Source organism: Sulfitobacter sp. IGS-18 (genome assembly GCF_059628195.1).
In genome coordinates, this window is sequence record NZ_CM184556.1 from 1044588 (window position 1) to 1067737 (window position 23150).

At 63.0% G+C, this 23150-nt stretch carries 26 protein-coding genes; 15 read left to right on the forward strand and 11 right to left on the reverse strand.

Annotated elements, in window-relative coordinates; translation table 11 throughout:
* Positions 1 to 164 precede the first annotated feature (164 nt).
* From ACWNZ3_RS05060 to ACWNZ3_RS05075, 4 genes are read right to left on the reverse strand one after another with little or no spacing between them, the layout of a single operon-like run.
* Positions 165 to 1196 (reverse strand): MaoC family dehydratase, encoded by a 1032-nt coding sequence (locus tag ACWNZ3_RS05060; RefSeq protein WP_274577016.1) that lies wholly within the window; start codon positions 1194 to 1196, stop codon positions 165 to 167.
* Positions 1196 to 1399, reverse strand: coding sequence for a DUF1737 domain-containing protein (locus ACWNZ3_RS05065; protein WP_269362222.1), 204 nt, complete (start codon positions 1397 to 1399; stop codon positions 1196 to 1198). Before ACWNZ3_RS05065 ends, ACWNZ3_RS05060 begins: the two co-directional genes overlap by 1 nt.
* A 17-nt stretch (positions 1400 to 1416) precedes the next feature.
* A complete protein-coding gene (locus ACWNZ3_RS05070) occupies positions 1417 to 1974 on the reverse strand; it encodes an NnrU family protein (RefSeq protein WP_269362219.1) in 558 nt (185 codons plus the stop codon).
* A gap of 4 nt (positions 1975 to 1978) precedes the next feature.
* Entirely contained in the window at positions 1979 to 2836 is an 858-nt protein-coding gene (locus ACWNZ3_RS05075; RefSeq protein WP_269362217.1) for an HpcH/HpaI aldolase/citrate lyase family protein, read from the reverse strand.
* A gap of 348 nt (positions 2837 to 3184) precedes the next feature.
* Between ACWNZ3_RS05075 and ACWNZ3_RS05080 the strand changes: the two genes are divergently transcribed.
* Positions 3185 to 3505: a hypothetical protein gene (locus tag ACWNZ3_RS05080; protein WP_443069515.1), complete on the forward strand. Its 321-nt coding sequence runs from the start codon at positions 3185 to 3187 to the stop codon at positions 3503 to 3505.
* A 60-nt stretch (positions 3506 to 3565) separates the two neighbouring features.
* On the opposite strand, the gene ACWNZ3_RS05085 is transcribed toward ACWNZ3_RS05080, so the two are convergent.
* Positions 3566 to 4321 carry a sulfite exporter TauE/SafE family protein gene (locus ACWNZ3_RS05085; protein WP_269362215.1) on the reverse strand — a complete coding sequence of 252 codons (756 nt, stop codon included), beginning with the start codon at positions 4319 to 4321 and terminating at the stop codon, positions 3566 to 3568.
* A gap of 114 nt (positions 4322 to 4435) precedes the next feature.
* On the opposite strand from ACWNZ3_RS05085, the gene ACWNZ3_RS05090 reads away from it, so the two are divergent.
* The 11 genes from ACWNZ3_RS05090 to ACWNZ3_RS05140 all read left to right on the forward strand — a co-directional run bounded on the left by ACWNZ3_RS05090 (position 4436) and on the right by ACWNZ3_RS05140 (position 14343).
* Positions 4436 to 5362 carry a PRC-barrel domain-containing protein gene (locus ACWNZ3_RS05090; RefSeq protein ID WP_496901432.1) on the forward strand — a complete coding sequence of 309 codons (927 nt, stop codon included), beginning with the start codon at positions 4436 to 4438 and terminating at the stop codon, positions 5360 to 5362.
* A 169-nt stretch (positions 5363 to 5531) separates the two neighbouring features.
* On the forward strand, positions 5532 to 6494 hold the full coding sequence (gene mdh / locus ACWNZ3_RS05095; RefSeq protein WP_114274756.1) for a malate dehydrogenase: 963 nt from the start codon (positions 5532 to 5534) through the stop codon (positions 6492 to 6494).
* 691 nt (positions 6495 to 7185) lie between these two features.
* The gene (gene sdhC, locus ACWNZ3_RS05100) at positions 7186 to 7569 is read left to right on the forward strand and encodes a succinate dehydrogenase, cytochrome b556 subunit (protein ID WP_269362210.1); all 384 of its coding nucleotides are present in this window, start codon (positions 7186 to 7188) and stop codon (positions 7567 to 7569) included.
* Positions 7570 to 7579: 10 nt separating this feature from the next.
* Positions 7580 to 7951 (forward strand): succinate dehydrogenase, hydrophobic membrane anchor protein, encoded by a 372-nt coding sequence (sdhD, locus tag ACWNZ3_RS05105; RefSeq protein ID WP_269362208.1) that lies wholly within the window; start codon positions 7580 to 7582, stop codon positions 7949 to 7951.
* A 28-nt stretch (positions 7952 to 7979) separates the two neighbouring features.
* Positions 7980 to 9785, forward strand: a complete 1806-nt coding sequence (gene sdhA / locus ACWNZ3_RS05110; protein WP_269362206.1) for a succinate dehydrogenase flavoprotein subunit — start codon at positions 7980 to 7982, stop codon at positions 9783 to 9785.
* Position 9786: 1 nt separating this feature from the next.
* Positions 9787 to 10116, forward strand: a complete 330-nt coding sequence (locus ACWNZ3_RS05115) for a hypothetical protein (protein WP_114274752.1) — start codon at positions 9787 to 9789, stop codon at positions 10114 to 10116.
* A 3-nt stretch (positions 10117 to 10119) separates the two neighbouring features.
* Positions 10120 to 10920 carry an FkbM family methyltransferase gene (locus ACWNZ3_RS05120; RefSeq protein ID WP_496901433.1) on the forward strand — a complete coding sequence of 267 codons (801 nt, stop codon included), beginning with the start codon at positions 10120 to 10122 and terminating at the stop codon, positions 10918 to 10920.
* A 73-nt stretch (positions 10921 to 10993) separates the two neighbouring features.
* Positions 10994 to 11773 carry a succinate dehydrogenase iron-sulfur subunit gene (locus ACWNZ3_RS05125; protein ID WP_269362202.1) on the forward strand — a complete coding sequence of 260 codons (780 nt, stop codon included), beginning with the start codon at positions 10994 to 10996 and terminating at the stop codon, positions 11771 to 11773.
* A gap of 69 nt (positions 11774 to 11842) precedes the next feature.
* The gene (locus tag ACWNZ3_RS05130) at positions 11843 to 12058 is read left to right on the forward strand and encodes a hypothetical protein (RefSeq protein ID WP_274577030.1); all 216 of its coding nucleotides are present in this window, start codon (positions 11843 to 11845) and stop codon (positions 12056 to 12058) included.
* A gap of 41 nt (positions 12059 to 12099) precedes the next feature.
* Positions 12100 to 12660, forward strand: a complete 561-nt coding sequence (locus ACWNZ3_RS05135) for a hypothetical protein (protein ID WP_496901434.1) — start codon at positions 12100 to 12102, stop codon at positions 12658 to 12660.
* Between the two features lie 30 nt (positions 12661 to 12690).
* Positions 12691 to 14343, forward strand: coding sequence for an FAD-binding dehydrogenase (locus ACWNZ3_RS05140; protein ID WP_496901435.1), 1653 nt, complete (start codon positions 12691 to 12693; stop codon positions 14341 to 14343).
* Positions 14344 to 14345: 2 nt separating this feature from the next.
* Here the strand turns inward: ACWNZ3_RS05140 and ACWNZ3_RS05145 are convergent, their stop codons facing one another.
* Positions 14346 to 14816, reverse strand: coding sequence for a hypothetical protein (locus tag ACWNZ3_RS05145; RefSeq protein WP_496901436.1), 471 nt, complete (start codon positions 14814 to 14816; stop codon positions 14346 to 14348).
* A 126-nt stretch (positions 14817 to 14942) separates the two neighbouring features.
* Here ACWNZ3_RS05145 and ACWNZ3_RS05150 point away from each other — a divergent pair, with 126 nt between their 5' ends.
* On the forward strand, positions 14943 to 15788 hold the full coding sequence (locus ACWNZ3_RS05150; protein WP_496901437.1) for an urea carboxylase-associated family protein: 846 nt from the start codon (positions 14943 to 14945) through the stop codon (positions 15786 to 15788).
* 404 nt (positions 15789 to 16192) lie between these two features.
* On the opposite strand, the gene ACWNZ3_RS05155 is transcribed toward ACWNZ3_RS05150, so the two are convergent.
* Positions 16193 to 16534 carry a winged helix-turn-helix transcriptional regulator gene (locus ACWNZ3_RS05155; RefSeq protein WP_496901438.1) on the reverse strand — a complete coding sequence of 114 codons (342 nt, stop codon included), beginning with the start codon at positions 16532 to 16534 and terminating at the stop codon, positions 16193 to 16195.
* A gap of 91 nt (positions 16535 to 16625) precedes the next feature.
* On the opposite strand from ACWNZ3_RS05155, the gene ACWNZ3_RS05160 reads away from it, so the two are divergent.
* The gene (locus ACWNZ3_RS05160; protein WP_496901439.1) at positions 16626 to 17342 is read left to right on the forward strand and encodes an MBL fold metallo-hydrolase; all 717 of its coding nucleotides are present in this window, start codon (positions 16626 to 16628) and stop codon (positions 17340 to 17342) included.
* 267 nt (positions 17343 to 17609) lie between these two features.
* Here the strand turns inward: ACWNZ3_RS05160 and deoD are convergent, their stop codons facing one another.
* The 4 genes from deoD to ACWNZ3_RS05180 form a co-directional block, all read right to left on the reverse strand.
* A complete protein-coding gene (gene deoD, locus ACWNZ3_RS05165) occupies positions 17610 to 18320 on the reverse strand; it encodes a purine-nucleoside phosphorylase (RefSeq protein WP_496901440.1) in 711 nt (236 codons plus the stop codon).
* A 165-nt stretch (positions 18321 to 18485) separates the two neighbouring features.
* Positions 18486 to 18824, reverse strand: coding sequence for an H-NS histone family protein (locus ACWNZ3_RS05170; protein WP_274577039.1), 339 nt, complete (start codon positions 18822 to 18824; stop codon positions 18486 to 18488).
* 80 nt (positions 18825 to 18904) lie between these two features.
* The gene (locus tag ACWNZ3_RS05175) at positions 18905 to 20872 is read right to left on the reverse strand and encodes a methylmalonyl-CoA mutase family protein (protein WP_496901441.1); all 1968 of its coding nucleotides are present in this window, start codon (positions 20870 to 20872) and stop codon (positions 18905 to 18907) included.
* A 126-nt stretch (positions 20873 to 20998) separates the two neighbouring features.
* Positions 20999 to 21583: a GNAT family N-acetyltransferase gene (locus ACWNZ3_RS05180; protein WP_496901442.1), complete on the reverse strand. Its 585-nt coding sequence runs from the start codon at positions 21581 to 21583 to the stop codon at positions 20999 to 21001.
* A 66-nt stretch (positions 21584 to 21649) separates the two neighbouring features.
* Between ACWNZ3_RS05180 and ACWNZ3_RS05185 the strand changes: the two genes are divergently transcribed.
* Positions 21650 to 23044: a 1-acyl-sn-glycerol-3-phosphate acyltransferase gene (locus ACWNZ3_RS05185; RefSeq protein ID WP_496901443.1), complete on the forward strand. Its 1395-nt coding sequence runs from the start codon at positions 21650 to 21652 to the stop codon at positions 23042 to 23044.
* The last annotated feature ends 106 nt before the right edge of the window (positions 23045 to 23150 follow it).

Here is a 23150-nt window from a genome sequence, read left to right on the forward strand (position 1 = left end):
GGTGCCCCGTGAATCGTCGGCATGCCTTTGGCATGACGGGTAGGCGATTTGGTGAGGCTGGGTGTGTCCCCGATGGGGCTCATCACGGTTGAGAAATAAAGTGGCATGAACCAAGGTCAGCATCGCCCATCCCGGGCAGGCGCTGGCCCGGCTTGTGCCTTATCTCACACCGGCATCAGCGCCCAGTAGTCGAGGTCGAGCAGGACTTCGGGCAGGTATTTGCCGTCTTCGCCTTTCAGCCTGAAGGGCTCGCCCCCCCTGGTCGCCACCAGCCGCAGGCGGATGGCGCCGACGCCGGGGGTGGATGTTTCGGCCTTGTCCAGCACTTCGGACCAGGCGCGGATCGTGTCGCCTGCAAGGCAGGGGTTGGCATGTGCCCCGCCGTTCAGGCCCACGACCATCTGCGCATTGGCCAGCCCGTTGAAGGACAGCGCCCGGGCCATGGAGATCACATGGCCGCCATAGATCAGGCGGCTGCCGTCGGGGCGGGCGGAGGTGTCGAAATGCACCTTGGCGGTGTTCTGCCACAGGCGGGTGGCCAGCATGTGTTCGGCCTCTTCCACCGTGACGCCATCGACGTGGTCGATCTGTTCGCCCACCTGGTAGTCGCCCCAGCGGTGCGGCTCGCCCGCCAGTTCGAAATCGTAGTGCGTGAAATCAAGCCCCTTCGGGATCACCAGATCGCCCGCGTCCAATGCCGCGGGCAGCTCGGGGACAATCGTGTCGGGCGCGGGGGCGTCGAGGTTCCTTTTGCGCACCATGACCCAGCGGACATATTCCAGCACCGTTTCGTCATGCTGGTTCAGCCCGGTGGTGCGCACATAGACCACGCCGGTCTTGCCGTTGGAGTTCTGCTTGAGGCCGATCACCCGCGATTCGCTGCGCAGGGTGTCGCCGGGCCAGACCGGGCTCAGCCAGCGGCCCTGGGCATAGCCAAGGTTCGCCACGGCGTTCAGCGAGACATCCGGCACGGTTTTGCCAAAGACCACATGGAAGGCGATCATATCGTCCAGCGGGCTGAAGGGCAGGCCGCAGCCCTGGGCGAACTGGTCGGAGGAATAGAGCGCGTGGCGCGCGGGGTAGAGCATGTGGTAGAGCGCCCGTTCACCCGACGTGACGGTGCGCGGCACCGCGTGGCGAATGGTCTCGCCCAGGGTGTAATCCTCGAAGAAACGCCCGGCGTTGGTCTTGGCCATCAGTGGTCCCCCAGCCTGGTGTCGGGGGTATAGGTGCCTTCGACCTCTTTCACGACCGACTGGCCGCAGCGCATGACTCCGGCGGCGTGATCCCATGTCTGGGTGGGTGAGCCGTAAAGTTCCCAGCCCTTGTTCAGGGCAGCGGTGACCTTGTGGCAGAAGGCGGACGTGTCTTCTTCGGACAGGAAGCGATAGAGTTTCATGCAGGCTCCGTGCGGGTTCAGGAGGGGAAGGGCGAGACGCCCAGCCAGCTGTGGATCGTCACAACCACGGCAAAGATGACGGCGGTGATCACCACCAGCCGGATATAGGTGGCGCGCCCGGCATGGGGGGGCGGGGTCCAGCCGGGTTCGGCGCGGTTGATCAGGATGACGCTGACCACGGCCCAGGCCAGCAGCCCGCCGAAGAGGATGATCGAGGCCAGATCGCCGTTCACCAGCAGGTGCGCCACGGCCCAGGTCTTGACCGCGAGCAGCTGCGGATGGCGGGTCCTGTAGGCGGGCCAGGCCTTGGCCCCCTTGGCGGCGGAAGAACCGAAGATCCAGAAGGCCAGCAGCATCAGCAGGTTGTTGATATGGACCATGAAGGCGGGCGGATTCCAGACCGGGATGAAGTCGGCACCGCGATAGCCGATGATCATCAGCGCCACGCCGGCCACGATCAGAACCGCCACCAGCCCCTTGCCGGGTTCGCCGAGTTTCGCCCGGGCATCGGGGGCGAGGCGTTTGAAATAATGTGCGCCCACCCAGAGGATGAGACCGAGGATCAGAAGGAACATGGCGCTACTCCGCGCTGAGGGCTGCGATTGCCTCCAGTTTTGCCAGTGTTTCGCGGGCAGTTGCAACATGCAGGTTTTCCACGATCTTGCCGTCCACCACCGCGACGCTCTGACCGGAGGCGATGACTTCCTCGTAGGCGGCGATCTGGCGGCGGGCGAGATCGGCTTCTTCCTCGGTGGGAGAGAAGGCCGCATTGGCCACCTCAAGCTGTGCCGGGTGGATCAGTGTCTTGCCGTCAAAGCCCATGTCGCGGCCCTGATCGCATTCGGCGCGCAGGCCCTCGTCGTCCTTGAAGGCGTTATAGACCCCGTCGATGATGGCGCAGCCATGGGCCTTGGCCGCCAGCACGCAGAGGCCGAGGCCGGTCATCAGCGGCAGGCGGTCGGCGCGGAACCGCGTTTGCAGGTCCTTGGCCAGATCGTTGGTGCCCATGACCATGGCCTGCAATGACCGGTGCGCGGCGATGGCGGGGGCGTTCAGCATGGCGCCGGGGGTTTCCATCATCGCCCAGAGCGGCCTGTCACCGACGATTTCAGCCAGTGCTTCGAGGTCGGCGGGGCTGCCCACCTTGGGCAGCAGGATCGCGTCGGCATCCATGTCGCGGGCGGCCTGCGCATCGTCCTTGCCCCATTCGGTGTCCAGCGCGTTGATGCGGATCACCTTGAGCCGCGCGCCATAGCCGCCTTCGCCGAGCGCCCCGGCCAGGGTGGCGCGGGCGGCGGATTTCTCGTCCGGGCTGACCGCATCCTCAAGGTCAAAGATGATCGCATCGCAGGGCAGGCTGCGGGCCTTGTCCAGTGCGCGGGGTTTGGAGCCGGGAATATAGAGCGCGGAACGCAGGGGGCGGGTGATCTTGGACATGGGGCCTCCGATGGGGTTGGCCGCGCCGGGCGGCGGCGTGTGGACATATTGTTGCGCGCAGATGCTCATTTTTGATTGAAAAGTTCAAGGGGAAACACGCCGCAGCGCAGCGAAAATCAAATTGAACAGGTTCCGTACGCATCGTTAACCAGTATTTCAGGGAGTTGCCCGCATCCTTTGCCCCGTCGCCTGTTCAGGGGAAGATGGTTCCGGCAGGGCCGCCGGACACCCGGTCAGCAGGCACATTGGCACGTAACCTGGCCCACCCAGGTCGCACGGGCAGAGCCCGGACAGGTCCGCCGATCAGGGTGCAGCCTTTCGAATGAAGGCAGTGAAATGAAGCAGATGATGAAAATCTTCAATCTGGCCGCGCTGACGGCGGGGGCGGTGGCCTATCTGGCTGCAACCACGGATGTGGCCGCGCAGACCCGGCGCAACTGCGGGCCGCGCGATGTGGTGGTGGCACGGCTGGCGGAGGGATATGGCGAGACGCGCCAGTCCATCGGGCTGGGGGCGAACAATGCGGTGGTCGAGGTTTTTGCCTCTGACGAGACGGGAAGCTGGACGATCACGGTGACAATGCCGGGCGGGATGACCTGCCTTGTGGCCTCAGGTCAGGCCTTCGAACAGGTGGCGGAGGCGCTGCCCGCCCGGGGGCAGGATGCCTGAGGGCGGAAAATTCTCAGAAAAGTCATATGTCAGGTGACATATGAATGGGGTGGTCCGGCGTCAGGTCAGGCCATCCCAGATCAGCTTGGTCCCGGTGATCAGAAGCAGGGCATAGGTGATGCCAAAGAACAGTTTTTCCGGCACCACGTGATGTGCGCGTACCCCCGCCCAGGTGCCCAGAAGGGCGAAGGGCGCCAGCAAGAGATTGGCCGTAAAGGTCTGGCTGGTGAACATCCCCAGCGCGGCATAGGGGAAGAACTTGATCAGGTTGAAGACGCAGAAGATCAGGACGGTGGTGGCCTGGAACTGTGTCTTGGTCAGACCGCGTGTCAGCAGGAACACCGCCGCCGGGGGGCCGCCCGCATGGCTGACGAAGGTGGTGAACCCGGTGACCGAGCCGATGAACAGCCCGGCGCGGTCGGAAAACCGCAAATTTGTCAAGGGAAGCCAACCCCTTGCAAGGCTGACCTTCCAGAACACGAAACCGACGGAGACACCTCCGATCAGCAGGCGGAACACATCTGGTGAGGCGACCCGGTAGAGCGCCGCGCCCAGGGCGATGCCGGGCAGGCCACCGAGGATCAGCAGCCTGGCGTCGCGGGTGCTCCATTTCTTCCAGTAGGGTCTGAGCGAACTGGCGTCGATCAGCATCAGCAGCGGCAGCATCACGCCAAGTGCCAGGCCGGGTTCGACAACCAGCGCCAGGATGGTGGCAGCGGCAAAGGCCGCGCCCGAGCCGAAGCCGGCCTTGGACACCCCGGCAAAGAAGACCGCAGGCCCGGCGACCAGAAAGAAGAACAGATCGAAGGTCAGCATGTCTTAGTTTATACCCACCTGAAATCAGTGGATTTTCCGTGGAACTTGCCTGGCATCTGTCAGTTCGTCCTTCAATCGGTGCGTGACACCGGACACATACGAAGGAGTAGTATTATGAAACGCTTTCTGAGCACAACTGCCGTCATCCTTGCCCTGACGGGCGGCGCCTATGCGCAATCAACCGCAGAGGTGAACACCAACATGGGTGCGGTTGAATTCGAGCAGGGCGATTTCTATGCCAGCAACCTGATCGGCATGCGCATCTATAATGCGGAACAGGGTGTCAATGCGGACCAGCCCGTTGCGGCGGGGGCCGAGGCCGAATGGGACGACATCGGTGAGATCAACGACATCATCGTGGCCCAGGACGGCAGCGTGCGCGCCGTGATCCTTGGCGTTGGCGGGTTCCTCGGGCTGGGCGAACGTGACGTGGCCGTTTCGATGGACGACATCACGGTTGTCCGGCAGGACGGTGACATGAATGACCGGTTCCTCGTGGTTTCCACCAGCAAGGAAGCGCTCGAAGCCCTGCCGGAGTTCGACCGCAACATGGGCGATGAAACCCTGAACGGCGAGACTCTGGAGCAGAACGCGGAAGCCACGGCACAGGACGCTGAAAACATGGCTGAAAACGCGGCTGAGGCAGCCGAACAGACGGCAGAGGACGCCGGGGCCGCCGTTGCCACCACCGCCGACAACATGCAGGACGAGATGACCCGTCCGGCCTATGAGCGCGAGGGGTATCAGAATGCCGAGATGGCCGAGGTCGAGAAGCTGACGGCGGAAGAGATCAACGGCTCTTACGTCTATGGCTCCAATGACGAGACAGTGGGCGAGATCGACAACCTGATGGTCGGCGATGACGGCAAGCTGACCGAAGCCGTGATCAATGTCGGCGGTTTCCTGGGGATTGGCGAAAAGCCGGTTCTGGTAAGCTTTGACGACATCCAGGTGCTGAAAAGCGAAGATGGCAGCGACTATCGCTTCTACATCAACAGCACCAAGGAACAGCTGGAACAGATGCCTGAATATCAGGACTGAACACCCGGAACATGACTGAAAACCGGTCATGCTGTTCGAAAAGGTCGCCCTTTTGGGCGGCCTTTTTCTGTCGGGCGGTCCGGAACCGGGTGGTTGAAAGGCCGAACTTGCAGCACGGGCCGCATTTCGCTATGCCGCAACGAAATGCAACCCTGACGGAGAACATACCATGGCCAGACCCAAAATCGCGCTGATCGGCGCGGGGCAAATCGGCGGTACACTTGCACACCTCGCGGCACTGAAGGAACTGGGCGATGTCGTTCTTTTCGACATTGCCGAAGGCACGCCAGAAGGCAAAGCGCTGGACATCGCGGAATCGGGCCCTGCGGGCAAGTTTGATGCGACCCTGTCAGGAACGCAGGATTACGCGGATATCGCCGGTGCCGATGTCTGCATCGTGACCGCCGGTGTCGCCCGCAAGCCGGGGATGAGCCGCGACGACCTGCTGGGCATCAACCTCAAGGTGATGAAATCCGTGGGTGAGGGCATTGCGGCCCATGCGCCCGACGCTTTCGTGATCTGCATCACCAACCCGCTGGATGCGATGGTCTGGGCGCTGCGCGAATTCTCCGGCCTGCCGCATGAAAAGGTCTGCGGCATGGCGGGCGTGCTTGATTCGGCGCGCTTCCGGCATTTCCTTGCCTCCGAGTTCAACGTGTCGATGAAAGACGTCACAGCCTTCGTGCTGGGCGGCCATGGCGACACGATGGTGCCGCTGGTGCGCTATTCCACCGTTGCCGGCATCCCGCTGCCGGATCTGGTCAAGATGGGCTGGACAAGCCAGGAGAAACTGGATGCGATCGTGCAGCGTACCCGTGATGGCGGCGCCGAGATCGTGGGCCTGCTGAAGACCGGTTCGGCCTTTTATGCGCCCGCGACCAGCGCCATCGAGATGGCCGAAAGCTATCTGAAAGACCAGAAACGCGTCCTGCCCTGCGCGGCCTATGTGGACGGCGCCTATGGTCTGGACGGTTTCTATGTCGGCGTGCCGACAGTGATCGGCGCAGGCGGCGTGGAGCGTGTTGTGGAGATTTCCATGAACAAGGACGAACAGGCGATGTTCGACAATTCCGTCAAGGCGGTCAAAGGCCTGGTTGACGCCTGCAAGGGCATCGACAGCAGCCTGAGCTGATTGGCGGAGAGATGCCAGCCGCTTTGGTCTGGCAGGATGATGTGCAATGCCCCCGCAGATATCTGCGGGGGCATTTGCGTTTGAGGCGTATGTTGTCATTGCCGGGCAAGACCGACCTTTGCGTCACTTCGCTGACCCGGAGCGTGGCGCTACGTCCGAAGGAGGGGCGGGGGCCAAGCGGACACTCGTGAAAAATGCTGCGAACGGCGGGAAAGAGCCCGGAGTGACATGAGACACAAGCCGGGCCAGCGCCTGCCCGGGGTGGGCGATGCCGACCTATGTTCATGCCACTTTATTTCTCAACCATGATGAATCCTGTCGAGGGAACACCCAACCTCACCAAATCGCCTACCCGACCGGCGGGCAGGCGATGGCCCGGCGCCTTCGGCTTGTTCCGGGCTTTGGTTGCCAATGATCAACGGCAAGAAAGTCCCGCACAGCGGACCCTCGCGCGTCTCACAGGCGCGGGTCTGGCGTCAAAATGGGCAAGTGAGTCGCAGGTCTGTGATCACACAAAATATCCGTGTGATCACAAAACGAAAATTCTTGCGGATTTCTGCATTTTTCCGCCAAGCTTCCCCATAAAACCGCGTGTTAGCCTGTTCAGCCCTCGTGACACTCCTGCAAAAACCGCTATCACTAGGTCAGCCAAGGACCAAAATACAGCCACTCACATCAAAGGACCAGACTTATGGCCGATGTAAACCGGGGCAACCGCCCGCTGTCACCGCATCTGACAATCTACCGCCCGCAACTGACCTCCATGACGTCGATCCTGACGCGCATCACCGGCAATGCCATGCTGGTCGCGGCGCTGCTGATCGTCTGGTGGTTCCTGGCGGCGGCGACCAGCGAAGGGTATTTCGACGTGGTCAACGGTTTCGTGACCAGCTGGTTCGGCGATCTGATCATGTTCTTCAGCGTGCTGGGGCTTTGGTATCACACGCTGGCCGGCATCCGGCACCTGATCTGGGACAACGGCTATGCGCTGGATGTGCCCACGGCGGAAAAGCTGGGCTGGGCCTGCATCGGCGGTGCGGTGCTGCTGACGGTGCTGACCGTCATTATCGTGTAAGGAGAGACTGATGGCTTATCTGACAGACCGCAAACGCGCCACCGGCCTCGGCTCCGCCAAAACCGGGACCGCCCATTTCTGGGCGATGAAGGTCAGCTCCGTCGCGCTGCTGATCCTGATCCCGCTTTTTGTCTTTACCTTCGGGTGCGCGCTGGGCGGCACCTATGAAGAGATCCTGGCCTATTACAGCCGTCCGGGCCCCGCGATCATCGCGGCGCTGACGCTGGTTGTCGGCTTCAAGCACTTCAACGACGGGGTGCAGGTATTGATTGAGGATTACGTGCACGGGACGGCGCAGAAACTTGCGATCATCCTGATGACCTGCCTCAGCTACGGCGCGGCGGCGGTGGGCGTTTTCGCCATCGCGCGCCTGGCGCTCTGATCCATTCATTCCCGAGGGGAGACCGAACATGGCTGCATATGAGTATGAAACCCACGAGTATGACGTGGTTGTTGTTGGGGCGGGCGGTGCAGGCCTGCGCGCGACATTGGGGATGGCGGAGCAGGGGCTGCGCACGGCCTGTATCTCCAAGGTGTTCCCGACCCGGTCGCATACCGTGGCCGCACAGGGCGGCATTGCCGCGTCGCTGTCCAACATGGGCCCGGACAACTGGCAGTGGCACATGTACGACACGGTGAAGGGCTCGGACTGGCTCGGCGACACCGATGCGATGGAATACCTCGCCCGCGAGGCGCCCAAGGCGGTCTATGAACTGGAACACTACGGCGTGCCGTTTTCGCGGACCGAAGAAGGCAAGATCTATCAGCGGCCTTTTGGCGGCCATACCACCGAATTCGGTGAAGGCCCCCCGGTGCAGCGCACCTGCGCCGCCGCCGACCGCACCGGCCATGCGATTCTGCACACGCTCTATGGTCAGAGCCTGAAACAGAACGCGCAGTTCTACATCGAATATTTCGCCATCGACCTGATCATGTCCGAAGATGGCGTGTGTCAGGGTGTGCTGTGCTGGAAGCTGGACGATGGCACCATGCACCTCTTTGCGGCCAAGATGACGGTGCTGGCGACCGGCGGCTATGGCCGCGCCTATTTCAGCGCCACCTCGGCGCATACCTGCACCGGTGACGGTGGCGGCATGACCGCGCGGGCCGGCCTGCCGCTGCAGGACATGGAATTCGTGCAGTTCCACCCGACCGGCATCTATGGTGCCGGCTGCCTGATCACCGAAGGTGCGCGGGGCGAGGGCGGATACCTTACCAACTCCGAAGGCGAGCGGTTCATGGAGCGTTATGCGCCCACCTACAAGGACCTTGCCAGCCGTGATGTGGTCAGCCGCTGCATGACCATGGAGATCCGCGAAGGCCGGGGTGTGGGCGAGAACAAGGACCACATCCACCTGCACCTGAACCACCTGCCGCCCGAAACGCTGGACCTGCGCCTGCCGGGGATCAGCGAATCCGCGCGCATCTTTGCCGGGGTGGACCTGACGAAAGAACCGATCCCGGTGCTGCCGACGGTGCACTACAACATGGGCGGTATCCCCACGAACTATTGGGGTGAGGTGCTGGCCCCGACCAAGGACAAGCCCGACAATGTCTCGCCCGGCCTGATGGCCGTGGGCGAAGCGGGCTGCGCCTCCGTGCACGGGGCCAACCGCCTCGGCTCGAACTCGCTGATCGACCTGGTGGTCTTTGGCCGCGCCGCCGCGATCCGCGCCAAGGAAGTGGTGGATGCCAATGCCCCGGTGCCGGTGCCCAACAAGCGCTCGGTCGAGGCGGCGTTCAGCCGGTTCGACGGGCTGCGCTATGCCAGTGGACATGTGCCGACGGCAGAGCTGCGCCTTGAGATGCAAAAGACGATGCAGGCCGATGCCGCCGTCTTCCGCACCGACAAGACCCTGGCCGAGGGCGAGGAAAAGATGAAGAACGTGGCAGGCAAACTGGATGACCTGCATGTCACCGACAAGTCGCTGGTGTGGAATTCCGACCTGATGGAAACGCTGGAGCTGACCAACCTGATGCCCAATGCGGTGGCCACGATCACCGCCGCTGCGGCGCGCAAGGAAAGCCGGGGCGCCCATGCCCATGAGGATTATCCCGACCGCGACGACGAGAACTGGCGCAAGCACAGCCTGATCTGGTTCAAGGGCAACGAGGCCTCGCTGGGCTTCCGTGGCGTGCATCTGAAGCCGCTGACCAGCCATAACGAAGGCGGCATCGACCTGAAAAAGATCGCCCCCAAGGCGCGGGTGTATTGAGATGCGCCTTGCAGGCATCGCTGTTCTTGCCCTGGCCATAGCGGGCTGTACCGAAGTGACCGAGGCGGTGGACAGCACCGCGCGGGCGGGGGCAAAGGGGGTTGTCACCGAAACCCTTGCCACCCGTTTCCCGCAGGTCCCCAAGAAGCTGATCACGCCCTTCACCGATTGCATCATTGATTATGCCGATGCGCTGGAAGTGCGCGAATTCGCCCGCGCCGCCGTTGTCGGCGTGGACGATTCGACCGTGACCATCGTGCGCAACATCCTGGCGCGGCCCGACACGCAGACCTGTCTCAAGGCGCGCACCCTCGAAGCCGGGTTGAGCTGACCCATGAACGCCCTGCCGCATCCCACCTTCGAGCCGGTCGCGGAATCGCTGACCCTTGAGGCGATGCGCGCGGCGTTCCGGGCGGCGGACCGGCCGCTGCGGCAAAAGCTGATGGCGGCGCTGCCGCCTGCGGTGGTCGAATTCGCGGGCATCCGCATGTATGTGGACCCGCGCGACAATTACACCGACCGGATGATCTGGCTCTATGGCCAGCCGCCCGAGATGAAATCGCTGACCGCATTGACCGAAGTGGTCGAGGGCAAGAATTCCTTCATCCTGGATATCGGGGCCAATTGCGGGGCCTTTGCCGTGCCGCTGGCGGTGGCGGCGGGCAAGGGCAGCCGGGTGATCGCCTTTGAGCCGAACCCGGTGATGATCGGGCGTCTGGGCCATAACGTGCAGCTGAACGGGCTGGGCCATATGGTCCGGATCGAAGGCTGCGCGCTGGGCGCGGAACGCGGCGAGGCGATGCTGAATTTTCACGGAAACAACTTTGGCCAGGCCTCGCTGCTGCCGGTCAAGCGGCGGTCGCGCAGTGGCGGCAGGCTGGTGCCGGTGCGGCCCCTGCTGGATTTCGTGCAGGAGGCGGCGGGTCACGATGTCTCGGTTTTGAAGATCGACGTCGAGGGCGCGGAGCCTGCGGCCCTTGGCCCGCTGCTGGCGGCGGGCGGCTGGCTGCCGGATGTGATGCTGGTGGAAACCGATCACGCCGCGGATTGGGACAGCGACCTGCTGGGCATGATCGAAGGTCTGGGCTTCAGGGCCGCGATGCGGGCCGAACAGAACACATTGTTTGTCCGTTAGGGCAGGCGGAATTGAACGCCCCCTGGCGGGGTCTGATTGAAACCGGCGGCGACGCCAGAACAGGAGATGCTACATGGTTCAGCTGACGCTCCCCAAGAATTCCCGCATGACCAGCGGCAAGACATGGCCCAAGCCCGAAGGGGCCGGCAACCTCAAGGAATTCCACATCTACCGGTGGAGCCCGGATGACGACAAGAACCCGGCGCTGGACACCTATTTCGTGGACATGGACAGCTGCGGCCCGATGATCCTGGACGCGCTGATCAAGATCAAGAACGAGATCGATCCGACCCTGACCTTCCGCCGGTCCTGCCGCGAGGGGATCTGCGGCTCCTGCGCGATGAACATCGACGGGATCAACACGCTGGCCTGCACCTATGGCGTGGCCGAGGTGAAGGGCGTGGTCAAGATCTATCCGCTGCCGCATATGCCGGTGGTCAAGGACCTGATCCCGGACCTGACCCATTTCTACGCCCAGCATGCTTCGATCCAGCCCTGGCTGGAGACCGAGACACCGGCCCCCGCGAAGGAGTGGAAGCAATCCACCGACGACCGCGAGAAGCTGGACGGTCTGTATGAATGCATCATGTGCGCCTGCTGCTCGACCTCCTGCCCCAGCTACTGGTGGAACGGCGACCGCTATCTCGGGCCGGCCGCGCTGCTGCACGCTTACCGCTGGATCATCGACAGCCGCGACGAGGCCACGGGCGAGCGTCTGGACGACCTTGAGGACCCCTTCAAGCTCTACCGCTGCCACACGATCATGAACTGCGCCAAGACCTGCCCCAAGGGGCTGAACCCGGCCAAGGCGATTGCGAACATCAAGAAACTGATGGTCGAACGGACCGTTTGATCCTGAACAATTGAACATATGGACGCGCGGCGGGTGTCATAACCCGCCGCGCGTCCCAGGCTCCGGACCATGCTTGCACCGATCTTCTTTGTCATCGCGGTCATTGCCGTCGCCATCTATGCCCACCGCCACGCCGGCACACGGCAATGCCGCTGGCGCGAGGACCGCGCGGGGGCCAGGGGAGCGCTGATGAAATACAATTGCGTCACCTGCGGGGCCGAGGCCTTTCGCGCCAAGGGCAAGCCGGACCGCTGCCTGGCAAGGCTGAACCGGCCCGGTCTCTGAACACAGTTGCTTTCCGGTCCTGACCCGCGCAGGCTGCGGTCATGACCAAGATCGAATTCCTCTTCCCGCCCGACCTGCTGGGCCGCATCCCCGCGCCGCAGCCTGCGGCGAAATTCCTGCCCGAATGGTTTCGCGATCTGGACCGCGAAATGGAGATGAAGGATGCCCATGGGCTGCCCGGGCTGACGGTGCGCGCCTGTCTGCCGGTGGCCGATGTGATGGCACAGGGCTGGATCATTCCGACCCCTTTCGACATCTGGACGGTGGTTGAACCGCAGACCCGCGCGATGGAGTTTCGCTGGGCTTCCGATCTGCCCTTTGCCGCGTTCAACGGGACAGTTGACTGCGATGCGCTGGATGTGCCCGTCAATGTCCCGTTTCTGTGGACCAGCACCCGGGGGGCGCTGCGGATGCCCGCAGGCACGCCGATGGTGCAGGTGATCCCCTTTGAACGTGCGGCCCAGATGCGGCAGGCCGAGGTGCGCGCGGAAACCGCCGGGGAACAGGCGCGCCGTCAGGCCGCCAACAGCCGCAAGCACAGCGAGGAATCGGTCTATGCCCGCGAATGGCGGCGGCGTCATGAAAAGTCGCCTTCGGGGTGACGGCGGGCAGGATAGGCAAAGGGGGAGGCCATGACACAGACATCTTTCCAGGCAGATGTGATCATCGTGGGGGCAGGGCTGGCCGGGATGGCCGCCGCCCATGAGGCGGTGCAGCGGGGGCGCCGGGTGCTCCTGCTGGATCAGGAGGGGCCGCAGTCGCTGGGCGGGCAGGCCTTCTGGTCGCTGGGCGGGTTGTTCATGGTCGACACGCCGGAGCAGCGCCGTCTGGGGATCCGCGACAGCGCCGAGCTGGCGCTGAGCGACTGGATGGGATCGGCACAATTCGACCGGGAAGAAGACGCCAACCCCCGCGCCTGCGCCGAAAGCTTTGTCGATTGGGCGGCGGGGGGCATGCGCCAGTGGTGCCACGATCTGGGGATGCGCTGGTTTCCGGTGGTGGGCTGGGCCGAGCGGGGCGGCGCGCTGGCGGGGGGGCATGGCAATTCGGTGCCGCGTTTCCACATCACCTGGGGCACCGGCACCGGCGTGGTGAAACCCTTTGTCCGGCTGATGACGGAACATGCCGCCGCAGGGCAGCTGAAACTGGCGTTCCGGCATCGTGTGACCGGGTTGATCACCCGTGACGGCGGCGTGACCGGGGTGCAGGGCGATGTGCTGGAGGACAGCACCGCGGCGCGGGGGGAAAGCACCTCGCGCAGGGTCACGGGGCAGTTCGAATACGGGGCAGAGGCCATTGTGCTGACCACCGGCGGCATCGGCGGGAACCATGCGCTTGTGCGGGCCAACTGGCCGCGCGACAGATTGGGCGCGCCGCCCGCGCGGATGGTGTCCGGGGTGCCCGATTATGTGGATGGCAAGATGCAGGGGATCGCGGTGCAGGCCGGGGCAGGCACGATCAACACCGACCGCATGTGGCATTACTGCGAGGGGATCGAGAACTGGAACCCGATCTGGCCCAACCATGGCATCCGCATCCTGCCGGGGCCATCCTCGCTCTGGTTCGATGCGCGTGGCACCCGGATGGAAGCGCCATGTCTGCCCGGTTTCGACACGCTGGGGACGTTGAAGCGCATCCTGCAGGCGGGGGAGCACAGCTGGTTCATCCTGACGCAGAAGATCATCGAAAAGGAATTCGCCCTGTCCGGCTCGGAGCAGAATGCCGATCTGACCGAAGGCGGCTGGCGCGAAGTCCTGCAGGCGCGGCTCGGCAAGGGGGCAACCCCGGCGGTGGAGGCCTTCAAGGAGAAGGGCGCGGATTTCGTGGTTGCCGATGATCTGGAGAGGCTGGTGGCGGGGATGAACCGGCTGACGCCGGAACATCCGCTGGAGCTGGAGCAGATCCGCGCGCAGATCAGGGCGCGCGACCTGCAGCTGACCAACCCGTTTTCCAAGGATGCGCAGATCACCGCGATCCGGGGGGCGCGGGCCTATCGGGGCGACAGGCTGATCCGTACCGCGAAGCCCCATGCGATACTCGATCCCGCCAACGGGCCGCTGATCGCGGTGCGGCTGAACGTGCTGACCCGCAAGTCGCTGGGGGGATTGCACACCGATGTGCAGGGCCGCGTCCTGACGCCCTCAGGCGCGGTGCTGCCCGGCCTTTATGCGGCCGGAGAGGTCTGCGGCTTTGGCGGCGGCGGGTATCACGGATACAACGCGCTGGAAGGGACCTTTCTGGGCGGTTGCCTGCATTCCGGCCGGATGGCGGGGCAGAACGCCTGAGGTCAATACAGGCGCTGCGCCTGCCCGGTGGTCAGATCAATCCGCCACATCGCCTCCTGCGTGGGGCAGCAGCGCGGCTCGCCGGGGCCGGGCATGGTGGTCAGCAGCTGAAGCTGTCCGTTCTGGAACTGTGGCGCGCGGGGCTCGTGACCAAAGAGGTTGTAGACGGGTGTGGAGAGCTGCCAGCCCTGCACCGTCTGCCGGAATACCCCGGCCCCAAGTGCGACGTTGCCCGCCGAACCCGGGATATGGACATAGGCAATGCCAAGGCTGACCCGGGCCTGCGCGGGATCGGGGCTGTCGGGCATCCAGTAAGACGCCTCCATGCTGCCGGTGGTCGACAGGTTGCCGAGCAGCAGCGCATCGAGGTTGCCCCAGCCTTCCTGCGCCAGGGCGCCCTTTGCCGCCAGCAGCAGCGCCAGCATCGCTCCGATGATCCGCATCCCGTCCTCCGTCCCTTGATCCCGGGCCATGATTGCGCCCGCCGCAGGATCAGGCAAGCCCTTTGCACCGGGGGCGGGCTGGGCTGTGATGCTGAGGCATCTTTACTCTGCCCGCGCGCGGGGGCAGCTTTGCCAGGACCAAACCGGAGACCCGCCATGTCCCTTGCCCCGCCTGACGCCGATGCCCGCCGCGAGGTGGCACCCGTGATCTGCTATCCGGTGGAGAACCTGCCGCCGCCGGACATGGCGCTCTATGACGCTGCGCGCGCCAGTCTTGCAAAGACGGCGGAAGTCATTGTGCCGCCGCGCGAGGCGGGTGTGTTCACGGTGCCTGCGGGCCATTTCTTTCGGATCACCAGTGTCGAGGGGCCGCAGGTAGGCGACCTGAACCTGTGGCATCTGAATGACCTCTCCGAGCGGTTCTACTCCGGCAAGACCCGCGCCCTGCATGGCACGCATCTGACGCGGGGGGACCGCATGTGGTCCGCCTTTCCCCATCTGCGGCCGCTGGCCACGATCACGGCGGATACGCTGGGCTGGTACGGCATCGACGGTTACGGCGGGTCGGTGCATGATGTGATCGGCACCCGCTGCGATCCCTATACCCACAATCTGCTGTCAGGCGGCCAGTATCACCATTGCTGTCATTCCAACCTGACCCGCGCCCTTGCCGCGCATCTGGGCATGGACCTCTCGGAGGCGGAGCGCCATGTTCACGACGTGCTGAATGTCTTCATGTGTACCGGTTTCACCCGCGACACCGGGCAATATTTCATGAAGGCAAGCCCGGTGCGGCCCGGCGATTTTCTGGAGTTCTTTGCAGAGGTGGACCTGCTGGGCGCGCTCAGCGCCTGCCCGGGGGGCGATTGTTCGACCCTGCATTCCTCGGATGTTGCCAGTTGTCATCCGCTGCTGGTGGAGGTCTTTGCGCCGGAGCCTGCGACCCTGACCGGATGGCAAAGCCCCGCGCGGAATGCCTATGTGGGCGGGCACGGCAGCTGAGCCGTTGTCAGTGCTCGCGCAAGGATATTGCCTTTATCCGGTTCGTAAAGCGCTGCAACCTGTCGGAACCGCTTATCCGGGGCGCCCGGAAGCGGTTCCCGTTTTTAGGCTTTATGCGCCCGGTGCTGATCCGCAAATGAAGACATGTCAAAAATGACATGTCAAAAATGACATGTCATCATTTGCAAAGTACCGGGGGGGCGGGCAGGCGGAAAACATCGGGGGCTGGCATGTCGCGTAACTGGGAGGCTTCCCGACGCATTTTCTTAATCCCGTCAACAGGCCGCGCCGGGCGATCCTGACCCGGCTGCCAGGCATTTCCGGCCCGGACCGGACATTGATCCTACCGAACCAAAGCACTGCTGTGGTCGCCAGGGCAAGGCAGGGAGTCGCGTGGAAATCCGTCAACCGAAGGTCTGCTGCCAATCGTAGAGTTGTCCGAGAATATCACCAAGCGCGGATCCTTTGCGCGTCAGGGAGTAACCGACACGTTGACGCGCGTCACCTTTGGGGGTTCGCGCAACCATCCCGTTTTCCTCGAACTCTTTCAACTGGGCCCGCAGCACCTTTCGGCTGACGCCTTCCATCTCCCGCTGAAGCTCAAGAAAGTGACGCTCTCCTGCGGTGAGGCAATGAAGGATTTTTGGCCCGTGCTTTCCGCCCAAAATGCGCAAAGTCTCTGCCACCGGACATTGCCCTGTCACCGGGTCAGCCCATGGGCGGGTCGTTGGAGTTGCGTCTTTCATCTTTGATCTCCGGTTACAAAAAGGTGCCCAATTTCGCGCCCCCTCGGTTCAGGGCAATGTCGCCTGACCTTAGCAACGGCGGACCGCGCTCATGACCAAGCCCCAGATCGAGACTATCCCAATTCTGCCTTTGGGGATGCTTAATTCCTTCCTCATTATACACGGAGAGGATGCCATTCTTGTGGACACCGGGCTACCCGGGTCCGAAGCAAAGATTTTCAAGCGGTTGAAGAAACTAGGCCTGAGTTGGCTCAATGTAAAATTGATCGTTCTGACGCACGCGCATATTGATCATGCCGGGTCTGCCATCGGGATAAAGGCTTTGACCGCCGCTCCGATCTGCGCCCATGCGCTTGAAGTTCCATATTGTTCTGGTCAGCCACCCAGGCTTGCGGCAACGGGTCCGTTCGGTAGGGCATTCCAAAAGACCGGAGCAATTGAAAGACCGTTTTCCTATTTCAAACCGGATGAGATCATGGCGGCAGGGGAAATGGGCCTTGAGGATCGCGGGTTTCCACTGAAAATCATTCACACTCCCGGGCACACGCCGGGATCGGTTTCGGTGCTGTTGGAAGATGGCCGCGTCATTGCGGGAGATTTGGCAGCTTCCGGCGTGCTGCTCGGTGGTATTTTGATGCGCAGCAAACCCAAGCGCCCGCCTTTTGAAGAAGACCAATTGGCGGTGGCAGCCTCATTGGAGCACTTGTTGCAGCGCGGGTGCAAGACGTTCTACCTTGGCCACGGAGGGCCTTTGAGCGCGGATCGGATAAAGGAACACGTGTCAGCTCTGAGACGCGTTCAAATGTGATCCATGCGTCGCCACGTGCCAAGACCTCCTTCGCTGCCACCACGTAGCACGGTCAATATGGGCTCGTTCCGGACTTCCGCAGCGACATCCATGAACCTGCGCCATGCGTCCGGTGCTGATCCGCAAATGAAGACATGTCAAAAATGACATGTCTTCATTTGCAAAGAACCGGGGGGGCGGGCAGGCGGAAAACATCGGGGGTTCTGGCATGTCGCCGCAAACCTGAACCGCCCATGCCCTGCCGCTCGGCACCGGTCCCCATTGCACCTAACCGCCGTCAAACGCCGCCTTCAGCGCAATCTCGACCATGTCGCCGAAACTGCGCTCGCGCTCCGCGGCGGGCAGGGCCTCTCCGGTTTGCAGATGGTCCGAGACCGTCAGCACCGCCAGCGCACGGCGGCCGTGACGCGCGGCGAGGGTGTAAAGCTCTGCCGCCTCCATCTCTACCCCCAGGATGCCATGGCGCACCATCTGTTCGTCCAGATCGGGGCGTTCGGCATAAAAGACATCCGAGGAATAGATCCCGCCGACATGGGTCGTGACCGCCTTGGCCTCCGCCGCGGCCACGGCGGCGCGCAGCAGCGACCAGTCGGCACAGGGGGCAAAATTCACCTCCCGGAAGATGCCGGAGGAGGGCGATGTGATTGTGGTGGCCGTCATCGCGATGATGACATCGCGGATGCCCACATGGGGCTGCATCCCGCCGCAGGAGCCGATGCGGATCAGGGTCTGCGCATTGTAATCGCGGATCAGCTCGTTGGCATAGATCGACAGCGAGGGCATGCCCATGCCGGAGCCCTGAATGGTGACGGGATTTCCCTGCCAGGTGCCGGTGAACCCCAGCATCCCGCGCACTTCATTAACCAGCCGCGCGTCTTTCAGAAACGTTTCGGCGGCCCATTTCGCGCGATAGGGATCGCCCGGCATCAGGACAGTTTCGGCAATATCTCCGGGCTTTGCGCCGATATGAATGGTCAAGGCGTTCTCCTGTGTTGTCTGGGGACAAGCATGCAGAACCCGCAGGGCGGGGGCAAGTTGCAATGGCGGTTCGCAGTCTGATCCGGTTTCCGGGAATTGGCGGTTCCTGCGCCAATTCCCGCTGCGCTTTGACTACAGCAGCCGCCAGGACCAGGGGGGCTGACCTCAGATTTTCATTTTCGCAGGGTCGGTGCCTTTTTCAACTTCAGCGCGATACCAATTCGGCTGACGGCCTTTTCCTGTCCAGGTTTGCGACCGGTCCGCAGGGTTTGCGAATTTCGGCCTGGAGGCTGCTTTCGGCTTTGCCGCCTTCTTTGCCTTGCGCGCCGGTTTCTCGTCATCGGTCAATTCGCTCAGCGAGAAGCCGAATTCCGCAGCCGCCTTTTCTGCCGCCTTGCGTGCTTCACGACGGTCGCGGGCCTGCGCATTGGCCAGCGCCTTTTTTACGTCAGAAAGGATCTTCTCCAATTCCTTCGCGCTTTTTGATTTAAAATCCAATTCCATTGGTTCTTCCTTTTAGTCTGTCTAGACCTCAAGGCTGTAATACAAATGGCAGAGGATTCCAGTTCAAATTTGTGTCAGAGCTATTGCGCTGCAACCGCTGCGGGATCCACCAGGGTCACGATATCGGCCATGATGGTATTCAATTCGAAATCCTTCGGGGTATAGACCCGCGCAACGCCCATCGCCTTGAGCCGTTTTGCGTCTTCCTCGGGAATGATGCCGCCCACGATCAGGGGTATTTCGCCCAGGCCCGCTTGACGCATCTGCCCCAGCAGGTCCTCGACCAGCGGAATATGAGAGCCCGACAGGATCGACAGGCCAATGACATGCGCCTTGTCGTTGCGCGCGGCTTCGACGATTTCGGCGGGAGTCAGCCGAATGCCTTCATAGGCGATGTCCATGCCGCAGTCGCGGGCCCGCACGGCGATCTGTTCGGCGCCGTTGGAATGGCCATCCAGCCCCGGTTTGCCCACCAGGAATTTCAACCGGCGGCCCAGCCGGTCGCTGACGGAATCCACCGCGGCGCGTAGGTCATCCAGCCCTTCGGTCTTGTTCGACTGGCCTTTTGCAACGCCGGTGGGGCCACGGTATTCGCCATGGACGGCGCGCATCTGTGCGGCCCATTCGCCGGTGGTCACCCCGGCCTTGGCGGCTGCGACCGACGCGGGCATGACGTTGCGCCCTTCTGCTGCGGCGGCGCGCAGGTCCGCAAGTGCCGCCTTGACCGCACCCTCGTTGCGCTCTGCGCGCCAGGCGTTCAACCGCTCGATCTGGTCGGCCTCGGTTGCCGGGTCCACCACCATGATGCCGCCGTCGCTGGTCATCAGCGGCGAGGGCTCACCCTTTTGCCATTTGTTCACCCCGACCACGATGGTTTCACCGGCCTCGATCCGGGAAAGACGTTCGGAATTGGATTCGACCAGCCGACCTTTCATATAGTCGATGGCAGAAATTGCCCCGCCCATGCCGTCGAGATTGGCCAGTTCGGCGCGCGCGCCCTGTTTCAGCAATTCCACCTTGGCATCGACGGCCGGGTTGCCGTCGAAAAGATCGTCGAATTCCAGCAGATCGGTTTCATAGGCCAGGATCTGCTGCATCCGCATCGACCATTGCTGATCCCAGGGGCGCGGCAGGCCCAAAGCCTCGTTCCAGGCGGGCAATTGCACGGCACGCGCGCGGGCCTTTTTCGACAGGGTCACTGCCAGCATTTCGATCAGAATGCGGTAGACGTTGTTTTCCGGCTGCTGTTCGGTCAGCCCCAGGGAATTGACCTGCACGCCATAGCGGAAACGGCGGTGTTTCGGATCTTCGACACCATAGCGTTCGGCGCAGATTTCATCCCAGAGATCGACAAAGGCGCGCATCTTGCACATTTCGGTGACAAAACGGATGCCCGCATTCACAAAGAATGAAATGCGGCCCACGAGTTTCGGGAAATCCTCTTCGGCCACGCGGGGCCGCAATTGATCGAGCACGGCGGTGGCGGTGGCCAGGGCAAATGCCAGTTCCTGCTCGGGCGTCGCGCCGGCCTCTTGCAGGTGATAGGAACAGACATTCATCGGGTTCCATTTCGGCACATGGGTATAGCAGTATTCGGCCACATCCGCGATCATCTTGAGCGATGGGGCAGGGGGGCAGATATAGGTGCCCCGGCTGAGGTATTCCTTGATCAGGTCGTTCTGCACCGTGCCCTGCAATTGCGAAACATCCGCGCCCTGTTCCTCGGCCACGGCGATATAAAGCGCCAGCAGCCAGGGGGCGGTCGCGTTGATGGTCATCGAGGTGTTCATCTGTTCCAGCGGGATCTGGTCAAAGAGCGCGCGCATGTCGCCCAGGTGGCTGACCGGCACGCCGACCTTGCCGACCTCGCCCCGGCTCAGCACATGGTCGCTGTCATAGCCGGTCTGCGTGGGCAGATCGAAAGCCACCGAAAGTCCGGTCTGCCCCCGCTCAAGATTGGAGCGGTAAAGCGCGTTGGAGGCGGCGGCGGTGGAGTGGCCGGCATAGGTCCGGATCAGCCAGGGGCGGTCTTTCTGGGTCTCGGTCATCGGTCCATCCTTGAATCGGTTCGGCAATATTGTTGCGTTGACCCGTATCTAGAGGAAACTTTGCGCAACTGTCAATTCGCTGCGTTGCGGCATTTCCATCTCACCTCAAACCCCGGACCGGCCCTGTCAGATGTGACAGATCATCCGTGTCGCGCTGCGAAAACCAAAGATCAGGCGGAAAGGGCCAAGGTGTTCCTGGCCCGTGGCTTCAAAACCGAACCGTTCATAAAGCGCGCGGGCGCGCGGGTTGGTGTCGATGACATCAAGCCGGATGGATGATTTGCCCTGCGCCTTTGCCGTCTCCCTGATCGCATTCAGCAGCGCGCTGCCAAGCCCCTGACCACGCGCTTCACCTGCGACACAGATCCCATCCATCAGCAGCGTGTCATCCGACAATTCCCGTTCGACAAGGCCCAGCAGCGGACCGCGCCAGCAGGCGGAGAGGAAACCGTAGCTGCGCGCGATGTCCCGCAGGTTGCCGCCGATCAGCGATCCTTCGGCGGTCTTGAAGCCCGCCACGCCCTGCACCCTGTGACCGGCGTCGCGGGCCACCAGGGCAAATGCCGGGTTCAACTGGTCGGACAGGAACCGCAGCGCCTTTGCGGGCGGGCCCAGGACATAGCGCAATTTGCCGGAAAAGGCGGCCCAGTAGAGATCGGCGACGCGGCTTCGCTCATCCTCCGAAAAGCCTTTCGATATGGTGAATTCCATTGCGCTGCCTTTCCTGTCCCCCAATTACATATTGTCCTTGCCCCCTGCCGCTGCAAGGGTGCGCCCATGACGCAGATTGTCGAACTGCCGCTGTGGCTCTTTATCCTGATATTGCTTTTTGCCGCAGTCACGGCATTGAGCCACCTGCTGCTGCCCTCTGTCCGCTGGTTTTTCCGCCTGCGGCTGGAACGGGCGGTCAAGCGGCTGAACCGGCGGCTGAAACGCCCCATCGAGCCGTTCAAGCTGGCGCGGCGGCACGACATGATCCAGCGGCTGATCTACGACCCGGATGTCACCCGCGAGATCGTCAATTACGCGGCCAAGAACCGGGTGCCGGAAAACGTGGCCTTTCAGAAAGCCCGTGAATACGCGCGGGAGATCGTGCCCAGTTTCTCGGCCTTTGCCTATTTCAGTTTCGGGATCCGGGTGGCGCGGCTGCTGGCCAATTCGGTCTACCGGATCAAGACCGCCGACAGCAATGATGCGACCTTCGATGCGATCCCCAAGGATGCGACGGTGGTTTTCGTGATGAACCACCGGTCCAACATGGATTACGTGCTGGTGACCTATCTTGCGGCGCGGGATTCGGCGCTGGCCTATGCGGTGGGGGAATGGGCGCGGGTCTGGCCGCTGAGCTGGCTGATCAAGTCGCTGGGGGCATATTTCATCCGCCGCCGGTCGCGCGGCGCGCTCTATCGCAAGGTGCTGGCACGTTATGTGCAGCTGGCCACGGCAGGGGGCGTCAACCAGGCGATGTATCCCGAAGGCGGGCTGAGCCTGACCGGGGCGCTGCAACCGCCGAAGATGGGGCTGCTGTCCTATGTGGTGGAGGGGTTCGACCCCGAAAGCGAACGTGACGTGGTGCTGATGCCGGTGGCGATCAACTATGACCGGGTGCTGGAGGACAAGGTGCTGATTGCGGCCGACCAGCGTGGCGACAGACGCTTTGGCGCGCGGATCACGGTGGTGGTGGGGTTCATCCTGCGCAAGCTCTGGCAGCGGCTGACCCGTCAGGAAACCCGGTTCGGCACGGCAGCGGTGGCATTCGGCGCGCCCCTGTCGCTGCGCGAGGCGGGGGCGGATGCGACGGTCGAGGCCTTGTCGGACGAGCTGATGGCGCGGATCTCCGGTGCCATGCCGGTGCTGAGCGTGCCGCTGATCAGCACCGTCCTGCTGGAAGGCCAGGCGCTGGAGACGCAGGCTCTGCTGGACCGGGCCGCCCAGGTGCTCGGCCAGGTGCCGCTGGCCAACCGGGCGGTGGATGCATCGGAGCTGGAAACCGAATTGCGCCAGGCGTTGAACGGGCTGCGCGCGCGCGGCGTGGTGCATTGTGACCAATCGACCTGGCGCGCCAACCCGGAAGAAGTGGCGGTGCTGCGGTTCTATGCCAATTCGATTGCCCATCTGCTGCCGGAGAATGCTGCGCCCGCATTGGATGTTTCTGCGACTGCGAGGTCATAAAATTACAAAAATGACCCCTGAGAGGTTGCATAATTGCGCAACCAGTCATATTCCGTCCTGACAACCGGCGATTCTGCATCGCGGCACAATTGATTCACGGACAGGA